The 21,170-nt window shown below is 64.7% G+C and carries 17 protein-coding genes; 8 read left to right on the top strand and 9 right to left on the bottom strand.

Features of this window, described 5'->3' with window-relative positions:
- Positions 1-3: 3 nt before the first annotated feature.
- From nagA to CK228_RS16860, 4 genes are read right to left on the bottom strand one after another with little or no spacing between them, the layout of a single operon-like run.
- Positions 4-1,176 carry an N-acetylglucosamine-6-phosphate deacetylase gene (gene nagA, locus CK228_RS16875; protein ID WP_095788580.1) on the bottom strand — a complete coding sequence of 391 codons (1,173 nt, stop codon included), beginning with the start codon at positions 1,174-1,176 and terminating at the stop codon, positions 4-6.
- Positions 1,173-2,207 (bottom strand): SIS domain-containing protein, encoded by a 1,035-nt coding sequence (locus CK228_RS16870; RefSeq protein WP_095788579.1) that lies wholly within the window; start codon positions 2,205-2,207, stop codon positions 1,173-1,175. Before CK228_RS16870 ends, nagA begins: the two co-directional genes overlap by 4 nt.
- Positions 2,204-2,986 (bottom strand): GntR family transcriptional regulator, encoded by a 783-nt coding sequence (locus tag CK228_RS16865; protein WP_095773342.1) that lies wholly within the window; start codon positions 2,984-2,986, stop codon positions 2,204-2,206. The genes CK228_RS16870 and CK228_RS16865 overlap by 4 nt, the downstream gene beginning before the upstream one ends.
- Complete coding sequence (locus CK228_RS16860; protein ID WP_095773341.1) at positions 2,983-3,864, bottom strand: N-acetylglucosamine kinase; 882 nt, start codon at positions 3,862-3,864, stop codon at positions 2,983-2,985. Before CK228_RS16860 ends, CK228_RS16865 begins: the two co-directional genes overlap by 4 nt.
- Positions 3,865-4,062: 198 nt before the next feature.
- Here CK228_RS16860 and CK228_RS16855 point away from each other — a divergent pair, with 198 nt between their 5' ends.
- From CK228_RS16855 to CK228_RS16830, 6 genes are all read left to right on the top strand, one after another.
- Positions 4,063-5,022, top strand: a complete 960-nt coding sequence (locus tag CK228_RS16855) for an N-acetylmuramic acid 6-phosphate etherase (RefSeq protein ID WP_095788578.1) — start codon at positions 4,063-4,065, stop codon at positions 5,020-5,022.
- A gap of 2 nt (positions 5,023-5,024) precedes the next feature.
- Positions 5,025-6,284 (top strand): ABC transporter substrate-binding protein, encoded by a 1,260-nt coding sequence (locus CK228_RS16850; RefSeq protein ID WP_010912695.1) that lies wholly within the window; start codon positions 5,025-5,027, stop codon positions 6,282-6,284.
- A gap of 234 nt (positions 6,285-6,518) precedes the next feature.
- Positions 6,519-7,448, top strand: a complete 930-nt coding sequence (locus CK228_RS16845) for a sugar ABC transporter permease (protein WP_095788577.1) — start codon at positions 6,519-6,521, stop codon at positions 7,446-7,448.
- A gap of 9 nt (positions 7,449-7,457) precedes the next feature.
- Positions 7,458-8,297: a carbohydrate ABC transporter permease gene (locus CK228_RS16840; protein WP_010912697.1), complete on the top strand. Its 840-nt coding sequence runs from the start codon at positions 7,458-7,460 to the stop codon at positions 8,295-8,297.
- Positions 8,294-9,355 carry a Gfo/Idh/MocA family oxidoreductase gene (locus CK228_RS16835; protein WP_095788576.1) on the top strand — a complete coding sequence of 354 codons (1,062 nt, stop codon included), beginning with the start codon at positions 8,294-8,296 and terminating at the stop codon, positions 9,353-9,355. The genes CK228_RS16840 and CK228_RS16835 overlap by 4 nt, the downstream gene beginning before the upstream one ends.
- A gap of 58 nt (positions 9,356-9,413) precedes the next feature.
- Positions 9,414-10,412, top strand: a complete 999-nt coding sequence (locus tag CK228_RS16830) for an ABC transporter ATP-binding protein (protein WP_095788575.1) — start codon at positions 9,414-9,416, stop codon at positions 10,410-10,412.
- A 211-nt stretch (positions 10,413-10,623) separates the two neighbouring features.
- Here the strand turns inward: CK228_RS16830 and CK228_RS16825 are convergent, their stop codons facing one another.
- From CK228_RS16825 to CK228_RS16805, 5 genes are all read right to left on the bottom strand, one after another.
- Positions 10,624-11,469: a fumarylacetoacetate hydrolase family protein gene (locus CK228_RS16825; protein ID WP_095788574.1), complete on the bottom strand. Its 846-nt coding sequence runs from the start codon at positions 11,467-11,469 to the stop codon at positions 10,624-10,626.
- Positions 11,470-11,661: 192 nt separating this feature from the next.
- Positions 11,662-12,393, bottom strand: coding sequence for an SDR family oxidoreductase (locus CK228_RS16820; protein ID WP_095788573.1), 732 nt, complete (start codon positions 12,391-12,393; stop codon positions 11,662-11,664).
- A 191-nt stretch (positions 12,394-12,584) separates the two neighbouring features.
- A complete protein-coding gene (locus tag CK228_RS16815) occupies positions 12,585-14,957 on the bottom strand; it encodes an aldehyde dehydrogenase family protein (protein ID WP_095788572.1) in 2,373 nt (790 codons plus the stop codon).
- Between the two features lie 67 nt (positions 14,958-15,024).
- Complete coding sequence (gene deoC / locus CK228_RS16810; protein ID WP_010912704.1) at positions 15,025-16,071, bottom strand: deoxyribose-phosphate aldolase; 1,047 nt, start codon at positions 16,069-16,071, stop codon at positions 15,025-15,027.
- Between the two features lie 184 nt (positions 16,072-16,255).
- Entirely contained in the window at positions 16,256-17,083 is an 828-nt protein-coding gene (locus tag CK228_RS16805) for a ferredoxin--NADP reductase (RefSeq protein ID WP_095773334.1), read from the bottom strand.
- A gap of 220 nt (positions 17,084-17,303) precedes the next feature.
- Between CK228_RS16805 and CK228_RS16800 the strand changes: the two genes are divergently transcribed.
- Together CK228_RS16800 and CK228_RS16795 are read left to right on the top strand one after the other, a co-directional pair.
- Positions 17,304-19,388: a hydantoinase/oxoprolinase family protein gene (locus CK228_RS16800; protein ID WP_095788571.1), complete on the top strand. Its 2,085-nt coding sequence runs from the start codon at positions 17,304-17,306 to the stop codon at positions 19,386-19,388.
- A gap of 16 nt (positions 19,389-19,404) precedes the next feature.
- The gene (locus tag CK228_RS16795; protein ID WP_095788680.1) at positions 19,405-21,090 is read left to right on the top strand and encodes a hydantoinase B/oxoprolinase family protein; all 1,686 of its coding nucleotides are present in this window, start codon (positions 19,405-19,407) and stop codon (positions 21,088-21,090) included.
- Positions 21,091-21,170: the final 80 nt, after the last annotated feature.

Genomic DNA, 21,170 nt, shown 5'->3' with positions numbered 1-21,170 from the left:
CCTTCAGCGTGAAGCGCCGGCCTCGAACACCTTGTCGCCGCCGATCCAGACGCTTCCTATGCCAAGATCGTCCGACAGCGCAACGATGTCGGCCGCCGTGCCGTTGGCCAGGCGGCCAAGCCGGTGCGATTGGCCGATCGCCTGCGCCGGATAGAGCGAAGCCATGCGCAAGGCCTCGGACAGATCGACACCGACGACATCGTGCATGAACCGCACAGCCGAGATCATGTCGAGATCGGCGCCGGCCAGCGTGCCGTCGGCAAGTCGGAGGCTCCCGTCCTTGCGGTAGATGGTGCGGCCGTTGAGCGTGAACGAGGTCATGTCGGTGCCGATCGTCGCCATCGCATCGGTGACCAGCACGATCTTGCCCGGCCCCTGTTTGGCGTCGAGCGCGATCCGGATGGTTGCCGGATGGACATGGATGCCGTCGGCGATCAGCCCGGCTGACAATATGCCGATGCTGACAGCCGCGCCGACGAGGCCGGGCTCGCGGTTGCCGATCTGGCTCATCGCGTTGAACAGATGCGTGACCACGCCGGCACCGGCCTCGGCAAAGGCTTTTGCCGTGGCATAACCCGTGTCGGAATGGCCGAGGCTGACGATGATGCCGGCCTTGACCAAGGCCGCAACGCGCGCCGGATCGACGGATTCCGGCGCGATCGTGGTGAGCAGCACCGGTAGTTTCGGCCGCGCCGCGATCAGCATTGCCTGGTCGGCATCCGTCATCGGCCGGATCAGCGCCGGATCATGCGCGCCCTTGCGAGCGATCGACAGATGCGGGCCTTCGAGATGAAGGCCGAGGAATCCCGGCACCTTTTGTCGAGCGGCGGCCGCGCCGGCGGCGATGGCGGAAGCGGTGATCGCCGGCGTGTCGGTGATCAGCGTCGGCAAGAGCGCCGTCGTGCCGAAGGGCGCATGCGCCCGGCAGATGGTCTCGATCGAGGCCACATCGGGATGGTCGTTGAGCATGACGCCGCCGCCGCCATTGACCTGGATGTCGACGAAGCCCGGCACCAGCATGCCGCCGCCGGTGTCGACGGCGCGGATATCCGAGGGAATGGCGCCCGAGGGCAAAATAGCCTCGACCAGGCCGTCGCGCACGACTAGGGCGTGGCCTTCATGCCAGTCGTCACCGTCGAAAATGCGGGCGCCAGTCAGGGCAAAACGGTCGCTCATACGGTCTCCGTCACCTTGCGAAGATTGCGCGGCGTGTCCGGGTCGAGGCCGCGATGGCGCGCGAAGGCCTCGACGAACACGTAGAACGAAACGATCAGCGTCAGCGGATCGGTCAGCGGGTGGCCGGTGGCGACATGCGGCAGGCGGGTGGCGCGGTTGGCGAGCGCTGAGGTGACGAACACCGGCGCCCCCTTGGCCGCCAGGCCGTCGGCTGCTTCGGCGACGGACGGTTCGGACGCATCGCGCGCGGCCAATGCCAGCACCGGGAAGTCGGGGCCGATCAGCGCCAGTGGGCCATGCATGACTTCGGCCGCGCTATAGGCCTCGGCATGCATGCCGCAGGTTTCCTTGAACTTCAGCGCCGCCTCGTTGGCCATCGCCGCCGACGGGCCGCGGCCAAGGATGAACAGCGATTTCTGCTTCTCGATGGTTTCGGCCAGCACGCTCATCCAGTCGCAGGCGATCGCCTTGCCGAAATGCTCGGGCAAGCGGGCCAGCGCTGCCAGAAGCGCTTCGTCGCCGGTGGAATGCGCCATCAAGGCGAGACCGGCGACGGCGGAATTGACGAAAGTCTTGGTCGCGGCGACGCTGCGCTCGGGTCCGGCAAGAATGTCGATCGAATAGTCGCAGGCGCGCGCCAGCGGCGAGTCGGCGGTGTTGGTGACGGCGATGGTCAGCGCGCCGCCGGCGCGGGCGGTTTCAGCCATGGCGACGATGTCGGGGCTCTTGCCCGACTGCGAGATCGCCAGACACGCCGAGCCGTCGAGCCTCAGCTTGCGGCCATAGATCGAGGCGATGGACGGACCGACCGAAGCGACGGCAAGGCCCGCGGTCAGCTCCACGGCATATTTCATGAAGGTCGCCGCATGGTCGGACGAGCCGCGCGCCACGGTGACGACGAAATGCGGGTCGCGCTCCTTGATACCGCGCCCGGCCTCGGCGAGCACGGCGCCGGAGCCGTCGAGCAGGCGGGCGACGGCCTCGGGGATCTCCTCGATCTCGCGCTGCATATGGGTGATGTTGGAGATCATGGTCGGCCCTCTTCGCTCGGCCCTGTCAGCCGCAGTTCGGCGACGAAATCATAGGCGTCGCCCCGGTAGATGGAGCGGGTGAATTCGATCACCTTGCCGCTCGCCAGATAGGAAATGCGTTCAATATGCAGGCCGGCGATACCCGGCGGCACCTCGAGCAGGCGCGCATCGCTGTCGCCGAGATTGGCGGCCGAGATGCGCTGCACCGCCCGCACCGGCCGGTTGCCGGTCAATTCCAGCGCGGCATAGAGCGAAGAGCCGATACCCGCCGGGTCGGGCAGCACGCTGGCCGACAGCGAGGCGCGTTCGATCGCCAGCGGCGTGTCGTTGGCGATGCGCAGGCGCGCCACGCGCGCCACCAACTCGCTCGACGACAGGCCAAGCACCATCATCTCGTCGGGCGAGGGCGCATAGAGGCCGCGGTCCAGCCATGCCGAACGCACCGCCATGCCGCGCCGCGCCATGTCTTCGGTAAACGAGGTCAGCCGCGACAGCGATTGCTCGACGCGTTCCATGCGCGGCGCCACGAAAGTGCCGGAGCCGTGGCGCTGGACGAGAATGCCGCCCTTGACCAGGTCCTGCACCGCCTTGCGCACGGTGACGCGCGAAATATCGGCCTTGGTGGCGATGTCACGCTCGGAGGGCAGCGCATCGCCCGGCCCGATCAGGCCACGGTTGACGGCGTCCTCGATGCTCTTGCGCAGCTGCAGATAGAGCGGCGCGCCGCTTTGCGCGGATTGCCTCAGCGTGGCGAAGATCTGGTCGGCGGCGTCGCTCATCGCGCCGCCTCCACCGGTTTGGCGAAAAGCCGGACCGCCATCTGCACCGCGCCGCCCAGCGCGTCGTCGAGCGGCGGCTTGAGCAGTGCGCGGTAGCGCGCCGACAGGCGCGGCGCATAAAGCGGCGCCAGCCCGCCAAGCAGGCAAAGCGGCGCGTCATCCGAAAGGTCGAGTGCGCCCAGCGAGGCCTCGACATCGCCGACCGCCTTGTCGACGATCCAGTTGGCGACGGCATCGCCCTTTTGCGCATGCTCGAACACTTTGGGCGCGAAGCCGCCGAAATCGCCGGGCTTGGCGTTGGTGGTGAATTCGACCACGTCCTCGGGATTGTTGCGGAAGATCGCCATCATGGCGTCGGTCAGCGGCGAGCGTGCGCGCACGCCGTCATAGGCAAGCAGCGTTTGCTCCAGCAGGTCGCGGCCGATGCGGGCGCCGCTGCCCTGGTCGCCGACCTGGAAGCCCCAGCCGCCGATGGCGCGCGACGTGCCATGCTTGCGCGCCATATAGGCGGTGCCGGTGCCGAGGATGGCCATGGCGCCGTCACCGGAGCCGACGGCCCCTTCGAGCGCGATCTCGGCATCGGTCTCGACACGGCTGATGCTGAACGGCAGGATGGCTTCGAGCTGCTGCCGGTAGGTGCCGACATTGGCGCCGGCAAGGCCGAGAATGGCCGGTGTTTGCGGGATGAGTTCGGGATCCTGCCCGGCGGCAATGAAAGCCTGCCGCGCGGCGTCGACAATGTTCGAGCGCGCGCCGGTGAGATCGGTGCGGATGTTGGCGGCGCCGCTTTTGGCACGGCCAATGACCGAACCTTCAACTGTTGCCAAGGCGGCCCTGCAGCTGGTGCCGCCGCCATCGATGCCGAGCACGAATTTCACGCGATTTCTCCTCCGGGCGGATAATACCAATAAAATACCAATAGCCAAGAGTTAATTTTCGTTTCAAAAAGATTAAGCCGTATTTTATTGAAAACCCTGCACATTTCGCCGGCTCAGCGATTTCCTCTCCGCGAATTCGTTAATGCATGTGGACAAGTGGTATTTTTTTGGTATTGTTCTGGTATTGGAGGAACACGGATGGCTGAAACGCGCACCGAAGCGCTTCACAGGAATGCCGAGGGGCTGGATATCCAGGCTCCGGAAGCCATCCTTGTTTCGCTGGCCGATGCGCAGATCGAAGCCGCAAAGGCCGTCCGCCACGCTATCCCCGCCATCGCCAAGGCAGCCGAGATCATCGCCGGCCGGTTGAGCGGCGGCGGCAAGCTTGCCTATGCCGCGGCCGGCAGTTCCGGCCTGATGGCGCTGGCCGACGCCCTGGAACTTCCCGGCACTTTCGGCATCCGCCGCGACCGCATCGCCATCTTGATCGCCGGCGGCGACGAGGCCTTGAGGACACTGGCCGGCGGCCCGGAGGATGATACGGAGGAGGCGGCGGCTGCCGTCGCCAATGCCGGTATCGGCGTGGGCGATTGCCTGATCGCCCTTTCCGCCAGCGGCGCCACGCCCTATGCAGTGCGCGCCATCGAGGAAGCTGCCAGCCAGGGTGCAGCCACCATCGGCATTGCCAACAATCGGGACTCGGCCCTGCTGCGCCAGGCCGAAACCGCCATCCTCTTGGAAACGCCGCCGGAAGTGATCGCCGGCTCGACGCGCATGGGCGCCGGTACCGCGCAGAAGATCGCGCTCAACATGCTGTCGACGCTGACCGCCGTCCATCTCGGCCATGTCCATGACGGGTACATGGTCAATCTCCTGGCCGACAACATCAAGCTGCGCGACCGCGCCGCGCGCATCGTCGCCGCCATCAGCGGGCGCGACAGGGACGAAGCCGCCCGGCTGCTCGAAAAGAGCGGCGGCGCGGTCAAGACCGCCATTCTGCTCGCCGCCGGCGCCGACAGCGCCGACGCGGCGGAGAAACTGCTGGAAGGAACCGGCCAGAGGCTGAGGCCGGCGCTTTCCGCGATCGAGGGGAGCAAGGGGCGCACTGCCTCCGTTCTCATCAAAACCGAACCTGAAAAAGGTCAACAGGGAGACTGAGCATGACAACGAAACTACTGACGGCACTGCTTCTGGGCACCAGCATTCTCGGCTCGGCCGGGTTGGCTCACGCCGAGGACGTAACGCTCAACATCGAAAGCTGGCGCGGCGACGACCTTGCCATCTGGAAGGACAAGCTGATCCCGGCCTTCGAAGCCAAGAATCCCGGCATCAAGGTGGTGTTCGCACCATCGGCTCCGACCGAATATGACGCCGCCCTTGGCGCCAAGCTCGCCGCCGGCTCGGCGGGCGACCTGATCACCTGCCGCCCCTTCGACAAGTCGCTTGAACTCTACAAGAAGGGCAACCTCGCCGATCTTTCGGCGCTGCCCGGCATGGAGAACTTCTCGCCCGTCGCGAAGTCCGCCTGGCAGACCGATGACGGCAAGGCGAGCTTCTGCGTGCCGATGGCGTCCGTCATCCACGGCTTCATCTACAACAAGGACGCCTTCGACAAGCTCGGCATCAAGGTGCCGACGACCCGCGACGAGTTCTTCGCCGCGCTTGACAAGATCAAGGCCGACGGCACCTACATCCCGATGGCGATGGGCACCAAGGACCTCTGGGAAGCCGCGACCATGGGCTACCAGAACATCGGCCCCAACTACTGGAAGGGCGAGGACGGCCGTCAGGCGCTGATCAAGGGCACGCAGAAGCTGACCGACAAGGACTGGGTCGCTCCCTATGAGGAACTGGCCAAGTGGAAGCCGTATCTCGGCGACGGCTTCGAGGCGCAGACCTATCCGGACAGCCAGAACCTGTTCACGCTCGGCCGCGCCGCCATCTACCCGGCCGGCTCGTGGGAAATCGGCCTGTTCAACACCCAGGCCCAGTTCAAGATGGGCGCCTTCCCGCCGCCGGTCGAGAAGGCCGGCGACACCTGCTACATCTCCGACCATACCGATATCGGCATGGGCCTGAATGCAGCCTCCAAGCATGCCGACGCGGCCAAGACTTTCCTGTCGTGGGTCGCCTCGCCGGACTTCGCCACCATTTACGCCAACGCGTTGCCGGGCTTCTTCAGCCTGAACTCCTCGCCGGTGAAGATGGCGGACCCGCTGGCGCAGGAATTCGTCTCCTGGCGCGGCAAGTGCAAGTCGACGATCCGCTCGACCTACCAGATCCTGTCGCGCGGCACGCCGAACCTCGAAAACGAGACCTGGGTTGAATCGGCCAACGTCATCAACGGCACCGACACGCCGGAAGCCGCGGCCAAGAAGCTGCAGACCGGTCTCGACAGCTGGTATAAGCCGGCGAAGTAAGAGCTCAGGCAACGGAGCCGGCCGGGCGCATGCCTGGCCGGTTCCGGATACCCCGTTCAGATAGCGATTGTCGGCACCGCCTCGCGGCCTTACCCTTGCTCGTCTTGGGGAAGGCTAGCTGATCAGTCGCAGGCCTCTGTTCTTGCCGCACCGGTAAGGATGTCTGGGCCGTGCATCGAGGCATCATCTAGCAACAACATCGTCTGGAACCGAGAGACGGCGGGAACCGAACTCATGGCCGCAGATATCCGACCGAAAAGACCGTTTCGCTGGCACATCGCCATCTTCCTGGCGCCGGCCGTGCTCGTCTATACGGCAATCATGATCCTGCCGCTCGCCGGCACGCTGCAGCTGTCGCTGTTCCGCAACATCGAGCAGCACCAGGTCTTTGTCGGACTGGACAATTTCCGCACGCTGTTCGGCGACCCCAACTGGTCGGTGAATTTCTGGAATGCGCTGCGCAACAACGTCTGGTTCTTCATCATCCATATGCTGGTGCAGAACCCGATCGGCGTGATGCTGGCAGCCCTGTTGTCCAGCCCGAGGCTCAGATTCGCGGCCTTCTACCGCACGGCGATCTTCGTGCCGACCATCCTGTCCTTCGTCATCGTCGGCTTCGCCTGGAAGCTGATCCTGTCGCCGCTCTGGGGCGTGGCGCCGCACATGCTGGACCTTATCGGCCTGAAAAGCCTGTTCACGCCGTGGCTCGGCAAGGAAGAATACGCGCTGACCGCGCTCAGCCTGATCTCGGTGTGGCAGTTCGTCGGCATCCCGATGATGCTGATCTACGCAGCACTCCTGTCGATCCCCGACGAGGTGATCGAGGCCGCCGAATGCGACGGCATCACCGGCATGTCGCAGTTCTGGAAGATCAAGCTGCCGCTGATCCTGCCGTCGATCGGCATCATCTCGATCCTCACCTTCGTCGGCAATTTCAATGCCTTCGACCTGATCTACAGCGCACAGGGCGCGCTCGCCGGGCCGAACTATTCGACCGACATTCTCGGCACCTTCCTCTACCGCGCCTTCTTCGGCTTCCAGCTGCAGGTCGGCGACCCCAACATGGGCGCGGCGATCGCCACGATGATGTTCCTGATCATCCTCGGCGGCGTCTGTGTCTACCTCTTCCTCGTCCAGACGCGCCTGCGTCGCTACCAGTTCTGAGGGCAAGAGATGAGCACTGCCACCCGTTCGCTGCCCCGCACCATCGGCGCCCACGCGATTCTGTTGACCTATACGGCGATCGCGCTGTTTCCGGTGATCCTGGTCATCATGAATTCGTTCAAGTCCCGCGCCGGCATCTTCGGCGCGCCGCTGACGCCGCCGACGCCGAAGACATTCGACCTGATCGGCTACACCACGGTGATCGGCCAGGGCGACTTCATCCACTATTTCCAGAACAGCCTCGTCGTCACCGTCGCCTCGCTGTTCTTCGTGCTTTTGTTCGGCGCCATGGCGGCCTTCGCACTGTCGGAATACCGCTTCCGCGGCAATTCGCTGATGGGGCTCTATCTGGCGCTCGGCATCATGATCCCGATCCGCCTCGGCACCGTCGCCATCCTGCAATTGATGGTGGCGAGCGGGCTGGTCAACACGCTGACCGCACTCATCCTGGTCTACACCGCGCAAGGCCTGCCGCTCGCCGTCTTCATCCTGTCGGAATTCATGAAGCAGGTGTCCGACGACCTGAAGAATGCCGGCCGCATCGACGGCCTGTCGGAATACACCATCTTCTTCCGGTTGGTGCTGCCGCTGGTGCGGCCATCGATGGCGACGGTCGCCGTCTTCACCATGATCCCGATCTGGAACGATCTGTGGTTTCCGCTGATCCTGGCGCCCTCGGAAGAGACCAAGACGGTGACGCTCGGCGCGCAGCTCTTCCTCGGCCAGTTCGTCACCAACTGGAACGCCATCCTGGCGGCACTCTCGCTGGCGATCATGCCGGTGCTGATCCTCTACGTCATCTTCTCGCGGCAGCTGATCCGCGGCATTACGTCTGGAGCCGTCAAGTGAGCTCAAAACCACCCCTTCGCGTCGTCGTCGCCGGCCTCGGCAATATGGGCCGCAGCCATGCGCTGGCCTATCACACCAATCCTGGCTTCGAGATTGCGGCACTGATCAACCGTTCCGACGTGCCGCTGCCGGAAGGCTTGTCGGCCTATGGCATCAGGCGTTCCTTCGACGAGGCGCTGCGCGACGAAAAGCCTGATGTCGCCTGCGTCGCCACCTATTCCGACAGCCATGCCGACTATGCCGTGAAAGCGCTCGAGGCCGGCTGCCATGTCTTTGTCGAGAAGCCGCTGGCAACGACGGTGGCCGACGCAAAACGCGTCGTCGCGGCCGCCAAGGCCAACGGCAAAAAACTGGTGATCGGCTATATCTTGCGCCACCACCCGTCCTGGATCCGGCTGATCGCCGAGGCGCGCAAGCTCGGCGGCCCCTATGTCTTCCGCATGAATCTCAACCAGCAGTCCTCAGGCCCTACCTGGGAGACGCACAAGCAATTGATGCAGACGACGTCGCCTATCGTCGACTGCGGCGTCCACTATCTCGACGTCATGCTGCAGATCACCGACGCCAGGCCGGTCGAGGTGCGCGGCATGGGGCTGCGGCTGACGCAGGAAGTGGCGCCGACGATGTACAATTACGGCCACCTGCAGGTGCTGTTCGATGACGGTTCGGTCGGCTGGTACGAAGCCGGCTGGGGGCCGATGATTTCCGAAACCGCCTTCTTCGTGAAGGACGTCATCTCGCCGAATGGCTGCGTGTCGATCGTCATGAAAGAAGGTGTGAAGTCGGACGACATCGACACCCACACCAAGACCTCGACCATCCGCCTGCACGGTGCGGCGACCGGTCCGGACGGCAAATTCATCAAGGCGGACGAGATGCTGTCCATGGCCGGCGAACCCGGACATCAGGACCTCTGCGACCTCGAACAGGCCTTCGTGCTGAAGGCGATCCGCGAGGATATCGACCTCAATAGGCACATGGACGACGCAGTGAGATCGCTCGCCGTCTGCCTTGCCGCCGACGAGAGCGTGCGCAGCGGAAAGGCGGTGCGATTGTGACCGGGGCATTGTCATCGGGGGGTGCCTTGGCGCTCACTCATCAATTTGGAGGACCGCTGTGGGCTCGCTGAAGATCGAGAATGTGAAGAAGGCCTTTGGGCCCGTCGAGGTGCTGAAAGGCATCAACCTCGAAGTGACGGATGGCGAATTCGTCGTCTTCGTCGGCCCGTCGGGCTGCGGCAAGTCGACCTTGCTCAGGGTCATCGCCGGGCTGGAGGATTCGACCTCGGGCCGGGTGGTGATCGACGGCGCGGATGTGTCGGCCACACCGCCGGCCAAGCGCGGCATCGCCATGGTGTTCCAGACCTATGCGCTCTACCCGCATCTGACGGTGAGGAACAATATGGGCCTCGGCCTGAAACAGGCCGGCACGCCGGCGGCCGAGATCGACCGCCGCATCGGCATCGCCTCGTCCATGCTGTCGCTGGAGCCGTATCTCGAAAGGCGGCCTGCCGAACTCTCCGGTGGTCAGCGCCAGCGCGTCGCCATCGGCCGCGCCGTGGTGCGCGAGCCAAAACTGTTCCTCTTCGACGAGCCGCTGTCGAACCTCGATGCGGCACTGCGCGTCAACACCCGGCTTGAGATCGCACAGTTGCACCGCCGGCTGAAGGCAACGATGATCTACGTCACCCATGACCAGGTCGAGGCGATGACCCTGGCCGACAAGATCGTCGTGCTGAACGCCGGCAGGATCGAGCAGATCGGCGGTCCGATGGAGCTCTACAATTCACCGGCAAACGAATTCGTCGCCGGCTTCATCGGCTCGCCGAAGATGAATTTCATCGACGGCGCTCGCCTTGGCGAGACGGCCAAGACCATCGGCGTGCGGCCGGAACATCTGACCGTCGACACGAAGTCAGGCGCCTGGAAGGGCACGGTGGTGCATGCCGAACATCTCGGCGCCGACACCAATCTTTATCTCGACTGCGAAAAGGCCGGGCTGATTACGGTGCGCATCTTCGGCGTCTATGACGCGGAGCCAGGCGCGACGCTTTATGCGACACCGGATCCGGCAAAGACCTACCGGTTTGGCGCGGATGGGAAGACGATAAAGTAGCGCCCTGACCTTCTCCCCTTGTGGGAGAAGGTGGATCGGCGCGCAGCGCCGAGACGGATGAGGGGTGTTCCAGCGGAGTGAGGCGTGAAAAGATCGAAAGATTTCAGGCGCTTACTTCTGCAAACCTGAGATCCTTCGCGCACCCCTCATCCGACCTCGCTTCGCGAGGCCACCTTCTCCCGCAAGGGGAGAAGGTCAGGAGCCGCCGCGCCTACAAATCAGCCTTGAACGTCTGCTTCTGCTGGCCCAGGCCCTCGATGCCCAGTTCCACCACATCGCCAGCCCTGAGGAACACCGGTGGCTTCATGCCGAGGCCCACGCCGGGCGGGGTACCTGTCGAAATGATGTCGCCGGGGTGCAGCGACATGAACTGGCTGAGGTAGGACACCAGATATTTGACACCATAGACCATGGTCTTGGTCGAGCCGTTCTGCATGGTCTTGCCGTTGACGGTCAGCCACATCTTCAGGTTCTGCGGATCGGCGACTTCGTCCTTGGTCACCAGCCACGGGCCGGTCGGGCCAAACGTGTCGCAGCTCTTGCCCTTGGTCCACTGGCCCTGACGCTCGGCCTGGAAGGCGCGCTCGGACACGTCATGCGCAACGGCATAGCCGGCGACATAGTCGAGCGCATCGGCTTCGCTGACATATTTGGCTTTTCTGCCGATAACCACGGCGAGCTCGACTTCCCAGTCGGTCTTTTCAGAGCCGCGCGGGATCAGCACGTCATCATCCGGACCGACAATGGCCGAGCTTGCTTTCATGAAGATGATCGGTTCCGGCGGCACGGTGGCGCCGGTTTCGGCGGCGTGGTCGGAGTAGTTGAGGCCGATGCAGATGAATTTTCCGGTGCCGCCAACGCAGGCGCCGAGGCGAGGCTTGCCGGAAACCGCCGGCAGCGACTTCGGATCGAGCTTGCCCAGCATCTCCAGCGAGGCCGGATGAAGCGTGGTGCCGGCAATGTCGGCGACATGGGCGGAGAGATCGCGGATCGTTCCATCCGCATCGAGCAGGCCGGGGCGTTCGCTCCCCGCCTCGCCATAGCGCAGCAGTTTCATCTAAATCCTTCTCCTGGTTGCGGCCTCGCGGCCTTTTGCAAACTCTCCGCCGAGGCGATGGCTCCCCAGGGAGCCGGGCGGACCGTACCCATCGACCTCTTCCCGGGCAAGCACGGACAGCTGTTGGGCGGGCCGGCGCGCCGGATTTTCAGACTTCCCGATCCACGGCAGACGTTGGAGCGGAACCCGATCTCAGATCGACCAGCCGCCGTCGATATTATAGGCCTGCCCGGACGTGTAGGTCGCGCCGGCCAGATAGACGGCGAGATCGGCGATTTCCTCCGGCGTGCCGAGCCGGCCCATCGGCTGGCGGGCGATGAAGGCGGCGCGGGCGGCTTCGTAGTCGCCCTGCGCATGCATGCGGTCCTGCAGCGACGGGCTCTCGACGGTGCCTGGGCAGATGGCGTTGCAGCGTATGCCCTTGCCGACATAGTCGGCGGCAATCGCCTTGGTCAGGCCGATGACAGCGGCCTTGGTGACGCCATAGGCAAAGCGGTTCGGCACGCCTTTGCCGGCGCCGGCGACGGAAGACATGTTGACGATCGATCCGTCGCCGCGCTCCAGCATGCCGGGCAGCACGGCCCGGATGGTGCGGATCATGGCGCGGACATTGAGGTTGAAGGCGAAATCGAGATCGCCATCCTTCATCTCCAGGATCGATCCGGAATGGACGAAGCCGGCGCAGTTGAACAGCACGTCGACGCGGCCGATCTCGGCGAAGGCGGCGTTGACCGCCTCGTCGTTGAGGACATCGAGCTTGCGAGTTTTAATCCCCGGCGTCTTGGCGAGTTCGGCGAGAAGCGTCTCGTTGATGTCGGTGGCGTGGACGGTGGCTCCAGTCTTGGCGAAGGCCAGCACGCTCGCCTTGCCGATGCCTTGCGCCGCCGCCGTGATGACAACGACCTTGCCTGCCAGATCCGCCATGCCTTTTTCCTCGCCTGCTTGGGTGTCAACTGCCTTTATCGGCGACCGGCCGAGGCGTCATGTGCCAGTCAGGCTCGATTGTGCGGCCTGTGGCGCAGCCAGTTCACTGATAAAGATGTTTTTTCTCGTTAAAGAACATATGTCCGGGCGTCAAGCCCGAACACGATCACCATTGCGACAGCCGGGAAATGTCAGTCGCCGTAAGGCACCCAGACATTCTTGACCTCGACGGCGCGGCGCAGGAAAGCATCGCCGGCCGCCTCGTCGGATGCCCAGTCGAGGCCGCGGCCATTGCCGCTCCAGACGCGCTTGAGGTTGCCGATGGACTCGGCTTCCGCCTTGGCGCAGGTCTCGGCATCGGCGAACACCCAGAGCCCGTCGACATCGTCATGCTTGGCCAGCACGCCGGCAAGCTCGGCGGTGCGGCCGGTGACGATGTTGATGGCGCCGGCCGGAACGTCCGAATATTCGATCACCTGATAGAGATCGGTGGCGAGCAGCGGATAGCGTTCCGAAGGCACCGCGACCACCGTGTTGCCCATGGCCAGCGCCGGCGCCACCAGCGAGATCAGGCCAAGCAGCGGTGATGCGTCCGGTGCGACGATGCCGACGACGCCGACCGGCTCATGCAGCGCCAGCGTCACCGCGCGGGCCGGCGGCTGGTGCACGCGCCCCTCGAACTTGTCGGCAAGACCAGCATAGAGGAACAGTCGTTCGATCGATTGGTCGACCTCCTCGCGCGCCGCCTTGGGCGTAGCCCCGGTCAGCTCGCTGAGACGGGCGGCAAACTCGCCAGCGCGGCCGGAAAGATTCTCGGCCAGGTAATAAAGCACCTGGGAGCGATTGTAGGCGGTGGCTTCCGGCCAGCCTTTGCAGGCGCGGGCGGCCGCGACGGCGTCACGGACATCCTTGCGGTTGCCAAAGCCGACTTCGCCGGCCAGCTTGCCCTTGGCGGTGGCGACAGCCAGCGAATAATTGCCGTCGGGCCGAATTTGCTTGCCGCCGATGAACAATTTTGCCGTGCGGTCGATGGCCGCGCCGTCAGCCTGCTCGACCGGTTGCGCCGAGACCACCGCCGGCTTGATGACCGGTCCGAGCGGCAGATTTGCCGCGAGATATTCGAACATGCCTTCGCGCCCGCCCTCGCGGCCGAAACCGCTTTCGCGGTAGCCGCCGAAGCCGCAGGCGGCATCGAACATGTTGGTGCCGTTGACCCAGACGACGCCGGCCTTCAGCTGCGGCGCGACATGGAGCGCGAGGTTGACATTCTCGCTCCACACGCTCGCCGCGAGCCCGTAGCGCGTGTTGTTGGCAAGCTCGATCGCTTCCTCGGTGTTGCGGAAGGTCATGGTCGCCAGAACTGGCCCAAACACCTCTTCCTGCGCCAGGATGTTAGCCGGCGAAACACCGGTGGCGAGTGTCGGCAGGTGATAGTAGCCGGTGGCCGGCAGCGCCGCATCCGGCTGCCAACAGACGGCGCCCTGCTTCGCGCCTTCGGCGACCAGACCCTTGACGCGGTCGAGCTGCGTCGGATCGACCAGCGGGCCGATATCGGTGTTCTTGTCGAGCGGACTGCCGACGCGCAGCCGGCTCATCCGCGTCTTGACCTTGGCGATCAGGGCTTCGGCAATGCCTTCCTGCACCAGGAGCCGCGATCCGGCGCAGCAGACCTGGCCCTGGTTGAACCAGATGCCGTCGACCAGACCTTCCACAGCGCTGTCGAGATCGGCATCCTCGAAGACGATGAAGGCCGATTTGCCGCCGAGCTCCAGCGACAGTTTCTTGCCCGATCCGGCGGTGGCCTTCCTGATGATCTTGCCGACTTCCGACGAGCCGGTGAAGGCGATCTTCTGGATGCCGGGATGGTTGACGATGGCCGCGCCCGCTTCCGGTCCACCCTGCACGATGTTGACGACGCCCTTCGGTACGCCGGCACGCTCGCAGATCTCGGCGAACAGGATGGCGGTGAGCGGCGTGAACTCGGCCGGCTTCAGCACCACCGTGCAGCCGGCGGCCAGTGCCGGCGCGATCTTCCAGGCCAGCATCAGCAGCGGGAAATTCCAAGGGATGATCTGGCCGACGACGCCGACACCCTTGTGCCCGGGAAAATCCTTGTCCAGCGCCTGCGCCCAGCCGGCGTGATGGATGAAATGGCGGATCGCCAGGGGCACGTCGATGTCGCGGCTTTCGCGGATCGGCTTGCCGTTGTCGGTGGACTCGAGCACCGCGAACAGGCGCTGATGCCGCTGCATGGCACGGCCGATGGCATAAAGCACCTTGGCGCGCTGGTAGCCTGAACTGGCACTCCATTTCGGCAGCGCCTTCGTGGCGGCCGCAACCGCCGCGTCGATATCGGCGGCACTGGCGTCGGAGACCTTGGCCAGAAGCTTGCCGGAAGACGGCTCGCTGGTTTCGAAAGTCTTGCCGCCGGAAGCGGCTTTCCAGCCGCCGTCGATGAACAGCGCCTTGCCGAAATCGCGCGCGGCAAGCCACGCATCGGCCTCGTTGCGGGCTTCCGGCGCCGGTCCGTATTCCATGGCGTGATAGCGGTCGAGAATATTCATGGGGTGCCTCCTTCACCCTTCCCCTTGGCGGGGAGGGTCGATCGGCCAGGCCGATCGGGGTGGGTGCTCAAGCCATTGCGTGGCGGTGATTGGCCGAATAGTGCCCGGTCAGATGATGCTCGAGCTGCCGCTCGATGTCGGTCAAAAGGCTCGACGCGCCGAAGCGGAACAGTTCCGGTTCCAGCCATGGCCGGCCGAGCTCTTCCTTCATCAGCACCAGCCAGTCGAGCGAGGCTTTTGCCGTGGATATGCCGCCGGCCGGCTTGAAGCCGATGAGATAGCCGGTTTCCTCGAAATAGGCCCTGATGGCGCGCACCATGGCGAGGCCGACGGGCAGCGTGGCGTTGACGCTTTCCTTGCCGGTCGAGGTCTTGATGAAATCGGCGCCTGCCATCATCGCCACCATCGAGGCCAGCATGACATTGCGCAAAGTGGCGAGGTCGCCGGTGCCCAGAATGACCTTCAGATGCGCATCGCCGCAGGCAGCACGCATCGACACGATCTCATTGTAGAGCTCCCGCCACTTGGCGCCGAACACCAGCCCGCGCGGAATGACGACGTCGATCTCGTCGGCGCCGTCGCGCACCGAAGCCTCGATTTCCTGCAGCCGGGTCGACAGGGGTGCCAGGCCATGCGGAAAGGCGGTGGAAACGGCGGCGACGTGGATGCCGGTGCCGCGCACGGCATCGACGGCCGTGGCGACGAAGGGGTGGTAGACGCAGACGGCAGCCGGCCGGATGGTTTCACCTGCGATGCCGAGGCCTTCGACGATATCGCGGCGGAAGGGATTGATCGCCTTGGCGCAGAGTCGGCGCACCCGCTCCTCGGTGTCGTTGGAGTTCAGCGTCGTCAGATCCATGCAGGCGACAGCGCGCAGCAGCCAGGCCGCCTGGTTGTCGGCCTTGATCGAGCGCCGCTTGGTCAGGCTGGCGACGCGCCGTTCCAGTGCGGAGCGGTTGACGCTACGCACCGATTCCATGAAGCCGAGGTCGAGTTTCATGCCCGGATTGCGCGCAATGCGATGGTCCAGTGGCACGGGGGTGTTGGCGGCGGCGCGGGCCGGCAGCGGCGTCACCTTGGTGCCAAGATCGGCTTCGCGGATTGTGCTGCTCATCTCCTGCCCTTTCATTCAGCGACTTGCGCTTATGTCTTGGTGCGCGTCGTTTCCCGACAAGATAGCCCGTGAAGCCACGCTTCACGAGTCCTCAAGCGAGGGATAGCTGAAAAAGGCCGCAAAAGCAGCTAGTTTTTGACCGCATGGTCAAAATGCGGGTCTTGAGGTGCCGGGCGTGCGGCCCTCAGCCGACGAAGGCGCGCTCGACGACGAAGGTCGCGGGATGGCTGAGCGAGCCTTCCTGGAAGCCGAGGCTTTCGGCTAGTTCCTTGACGTCCTTGAGCATATGCATCGAGCCGCAGATCATGATGCGGTCCGTTTCCGGATTGAGCTTCTCGATACCGAGATCGGCGTAGAACTTGCCCGAGCCGATCAGCGCGGTGATGCGGCCCATGCGGGCCGATTCTTCGCGGGTCGTCGAATTGTAGAGCGTGACGCGCCCGGTGGTCAGTTCGCCGATCAGCGGATCGCTTTCCAGCGCCGCCACCAATTCCTGGCCATAGGTCAGTTCGGCATTGTCGCGGCAGGTATGGGTCAGGATCAGCTGGTCGAATTTCTCATAGGTGTCGGGGTCGCGCAGCAGGCTGGCGAAGGGCGCGATGCCGGTGCCGGTCGAGATCATGAACAGCCGCTTGGCCGGGGTCAGCGCGTCGATCACCAGCGTGCCGGTCGACTTCTGGCGCATGATGACGGTGTCACCGACCTGGATCTTCTGCAGTTCCGAGGTCAGCGGGCCGTCCGGCACCTTGATCGAGAAGAATTCCAGCTCCTCGTCCCAGGCCGGGCTTGCCACCGAATAGGCGCGGAACACCGGCTTCTCGGCATTGGGCAAGCCGATCATGACGAATTCGCCGGAGCGGAAGCGCAGCGACTGCGGGCGGGTGATGCGGAACGAGAACAGCCGGTCGGTGTAGTGCTTCACCGAGACGACGGTTTCGGCATAGACATTGGCCGGTATAGGAAACTGCAGCGGGCGGGCGCCGGCGGTGTTGAAGGCGGATGTGGTGTTCATCAAATCCAACTTTCTGGCCCAGCCGGGGACGCGGGCGCCAAACCTTTTCCTGCGCGCCCGGACCGTTCAGGTCCCGGCGTGCTGCTCGCACACTCCAAAGCGGTAAGCTCTTGTGTCCGGAATTTATTAGTATACAAACGATATTTGCGTCAAGATACCGTCGCGAAACACCTTTCCAAACTGTGCCATATCCGTAGTCCCAGCATTTCGGGTTTCGACAATGAAAGAGAATTTTTCGGTGCGGCCGCCGGATTCCCTGGGCAGCGTCGTGGCCGGCATCGATGTCGGCGGGACCTTCACCGACCTGCTTCTGATCGACGGCAAGCACGGCGGCAAGGTGCATATCGCCAAGACCCCGACGACCGTCGACAACCAGGCCTTCGGCGTGGTTTCGGCACTTGGCGCCACCGGTTTTGCGATCGACGGCATCGACCTCATCGTGCATGGCACGACCACCACCACCAATGCGGTGCTGGAGCGCCGGCTGGCCAAGACCGGCATGATCACCACGCGCGGCTTTCGCGACGTGATCGAGCTTGGCCGGCGCACGCGGCCGCAACCCTATGGCATGACCGGCACTTTCGTTCCCGTCATCCCGCGCAATCTCAGGCTCGAAGTGTCGGAACGCGTCGAGGCTTCCGGCGCGGTGCGCACGCCGCTCGACGAGGCCGGGATGCGCGAGGCGGTGAAGGCGCTGATCGCGGACGGCTGCGAATCCCTCGTCATCCATTTCCTGCATTCCTACGCCAACCCTTCGCACGAGCGGCGCGCCGCCGAGATCGCCGCCGAGCTCTGGCCGAACGGCTACATCACCACGGGCCATGCGCTGCTGTCGGAAGCGCGCGAATTCGAGCGTGGGGTGACGGCTTCCGTCAACGCCTCCGTGCAGCCTATTCTCGAGCGCTATGTCGAGCGGCTGCGCAAGGAATTGGCCGCCAAAGGCTATGCCCGCGACTTCCTGATCATGAACGGCAATGGCGGCATGATCTCGGCCCGCTTCGTCACACGTGAATCGGCCAAGACAGTGATGTCCGGCCCGGCCTCGGGCGTCATCGCCGCCGCCTATACGGGCAAGCGTGCCGGCTTCGAGAACCTCGTCACCTACGACATGGGCGGCACCTCGACCGACGTGGCGCTGATCCGCAACGCCGAGCCGGCGGTCTCCAACGAGATCGAGATCGAATATGCCATGCCGATCCATGTGCCGATGGTGGCGGTGCACACGGTCGGCGCCGGCGGCGGCTCGATCGCCCGCGTCGACGCCGCCGGCCTGATCCAGATCGGTCCGGAAAGCGCCGGCGCCAATCCCGGGCCGATCTGCTATGGCCGCGGCGGCCTCGAGACGACCATCACCGACGCCAATCTCGTGCTTGGCCGGCTGGCGCCGAAGAAGCTGCTGGCTGTCGAAAACCCGGTCACCGTGGAGCGCGTCACCGGCATCTTCGAGGACAAGATCGGCAAGGCGACCGGCCTGTCCGGTGTCGAGGCGGCGGGTGCGGTGCTCAGGCTCGGCAACATGAAGATGGCCGGCGCCATCCGCATGGTCTCGGTGTCGCGCGGCCATGACCCGCGCGATTTCGCGCTGTTTGCCTTCGGCGGCGCCGGGCCGCTGCATGCGACGGCGCTGGCGCGCGAACTCGGCCTGCCCCGTGTGCTGGTGCCGGCGCGCCCCGGCATCACCAACGCGCTCGGCTGCGTCGTTGCCGATCTGCGCCATGACTTCGTCAACACCATCAACCAGCCGGTCGCGGTTCTGGACGAAAGCCAGCTTCGCCAAGTGTTGGAACGGCACCGAAACGAAGGCGAGGAGCTGATCGGCAAGGAAGCGGTGAAGCCGGAGACGATCCGCGTCACCCACTCCGCCGACATGCAGTTCGTCGGGCAGACCCATATCATCAACGTGCCGCTGCCGTCCTCGTCCGTGACCCGGCAGGAGCTGCAGGCCCTGTTCGAAAAGGCCTATTTTGCCCGCTTCAAGGTCGAGCTGCCGGAAATCCGCGCCAACCTCGTCAACCTCAACACCTCGGTCACCGGCGTGCGCCCGGCGATCGACCTGTCGCGGCTGATCGACCCGGCCGGGCGCGCCGAGACGCTGGACGAGGCGCGGCGCGAGATCCGGCCGGTCTGGTATGCAGGCCAGTGGCACGACACGCCGGTCTATATCAGGGAAAAACTGCCGCTCGATGCCGTCATCGAAGGCCCGGCGATCCTCGAACAGATGGACGCCACCACCGTGCTCGAGCCCGGCGACCGCGCAAGGTCGGACGCCGACGGCAACATCATCATCGACATTGGCGAGGCCTGAGATGCCTGACATTGACATGGCAAAGCTCGACGCCATCACCCTTTCGGTCCTCCAGGCGGCCTTGCAGCAGGTCTGCGACGAGATGGACCTGACATTCTCCCGCGCTGCCTTCTCTCCGGTCATTGCGGAAGCCAACGACCGCTCCGACGGCATCTATTCGGCCGTCGACGGCTCACTGATCGCACAGGGAAGCCAGGGCCTGCCGGTGTTCGTCGGCGTCATGCAATATTCGACGAAAACGGTGATCGAGATGATCGCCGACGGCCGTTGCCTGGCCCCTGAGCCGGGCGACATCTACATCGTCAACGATCCCTATCTTGGCGGCACGCATCTGATGGATGTGCGCTTCGCCATGCCGGTCTACCGGGACGGCAAGATCTTCTGCTGGCTGTCCAACACCGGCCACTGGCCCGACATTGGTGGCTCGGTGCCCGGCGGCTTCTCGGCCTCGGCGACGGCGGTCGAACAGGAAGGCCTGCGGCTGCCGCCGGTCAAACTGTTCAAGAAGGGTGTGCTCGATCCCGAGATCTACGCCATCATCTGCTCCAACATCCGCGTCGCCGACCAGCGCATCGGCGACATCAGGGCCCAGGCCGCCGCGCTGCTGATCGGCCAGGATAGGCTCAATGGAATACTGGATCGTTACGGGGACGAAACCGTTGTCGAGGCGATCGCCGAACTGCGCCGCCGGGCCGCCGAGCAGATGCGCGCCAACATAGCGGCCATTCCCGACGGCACCTATCGCTCGAAGGCCTTCGTCGATTCCGACGGCGTGGTCAACGAGCCGCTGACCATCGCCCTTGCGGTGGAAAAACAAGGCGACACGCTGGTCTTCGATTTCGCCGGCTCGTCCAAGCCTTGCGCCGGACCGATGAACAGCGTGCTGGCGACGACCCTGTCCTCGGTCTATCTCGCCATGCGCCACATCTTTCCGGACGTGCCGATCAGCGCCGGTGCCTTCGAGCCGTTGATCGTCAAGCGGCCGGAAGGCACCTTCCTCGACGCCAAGTACCCAAGGCCGGTTTCGGGCTGCGCGGCGGAAGTCTCGCAGCGCATCGCCGAGGCGGTGTTCGCGGCCATGGTGCAGGCATTGCCCGACAAGGTGACGGCGGCGCCCGCCGGCTCCAGCGGCAATTTCGCGCTCGGCGGCAACGATCCGGCGCGCGGCCGCGATTACGTCATGTACCAGATCTCCGGTGGCGGCTATGGCGGCAATTCGGGCCATGACGGGCTGACCAATGGCTGCTCGACCATCGGCATTTCAAAATCGCCGCCGGTCGAGATCATGGAGCAGGCCTTTCCGGTGCTCTATCGCCACTACGCCTTGCGCGAAGGCTCTGGCGGCGCCGGCAAGCATCGCGGCGGTTTCGGCCTCGCCTATGAGGTCGAGATCCTGCGCGGCGATGCGCGGGCCTCCTTCGTCATGGATCACGGCCGTTTCGGCCCGCAAGGCGCGCTCGGCGGCAAGGACGGCGCGGTCAACAGCGTGACCGTCTTCCGTGGTGGCGAGGAACACGTGCCGCCGCATCTCTCCAAGGAACAGGACATTCCGCTCAAGGCCGGCGACCGCGTGCGCGTTGGCACGCCCGGCGGCGGCGGTTACGGCGACCCGCGCCAGCGCGACCCGGAATTGGTCGCGCGCGACGTCCGGCTTGGCTATTATACAGCCGAGCAAGCCAAGGATTTGTTCGGGACCACATGAACCCTCAGGGGAAGTTCAAGTGCCGTGTCTGCGGCCTCGATCAGTCCCCCGATATGCCGTGGGGCGAGAGCGGCAGAGAA

The sequence above is a fragment of the Mesorhizobium sp. WSM4312 genome (genome assembly GCF_002294875.1).
Lineage (GTDB): Bacteria > Pseudomonadota > Alphaproteobacteria > Rhizobiales > Rhizobiaceae > Mesorhizobium.
This window is presented reverse-complemented; position numbering and strand designations above follow the sequence as displayed.